The organism is Actimicrobium antarcticum, from assembly GCF_039536745.1.
In the GTDB taxonomy this organism is placed as follows: domain Bacteria; phylum Pseudomonadota; class Gammaproteobacteria; order Burkholderiales; family Burkholderiaceae_D; genus Actimicrobium; species Actimicrobium antarcticum.
Map to the genome: position 1 here is coordinate 1 of NZ_BAAAZE010000019.1, position 555 is coordinate 555.

General features: G+C 53.3%; 1 rRNA gene. It reads right to left on the reverse strand.

Annotation, left to right across the window (positions count from 1 at the left end):
* A 23S ribosomal RNA gene (locus ABD720_RS19255) occupies nucleotides 1-555 on the reverse strand; the annotation flags it as partial.

Below are 555 nucleotides of genomic sequence, written 5' to 3' on the forward strand. Positions count from 1 at the left end.
GGACTTCCAACACCCGGACAACCTTCCGCGATCCGTCCCCCCATCGCATCATACGACGGTGCAGGAATATTAACCTGCTTCCCATCAGCTACGCATCTCTGCCTCGCCTTAGGGGCCGACTCACCCTGCTCCGATGAACGTTGAACAGGAAACCTTGGGCTTACGGCGTGGAGGCTTTTCACCCCCATTATCGCTACTCATGTCAGCATTCGCACTTCTGATACCTCCAGCATCCTTTACAAGACACCTTCGCAGGCTTACAGAACGCTCTCCTACCATATCGACGGCATAAATGCCGTTAATATCCGCAGCTTCGGTGACTGGCTTAGCCCCGTTACATCTTCCGCGCAGGACGACTCGATCAGTGAGCTATTACGCTTTCTTTAAATGATGGCTGCTTCTAAGCCAACATCCTGACTGTTTTAGCCTTCCCACTTCGTTTTCCACTTAGCCAATCTTTGGGACCTTAGCTGGCGGTCTGGGTTGTTTCCCTCTTGACGCCGGACGTTAGCACCCGACGTCTGTCTCCCTTGCTCGCACTCATCGGTATTCGGA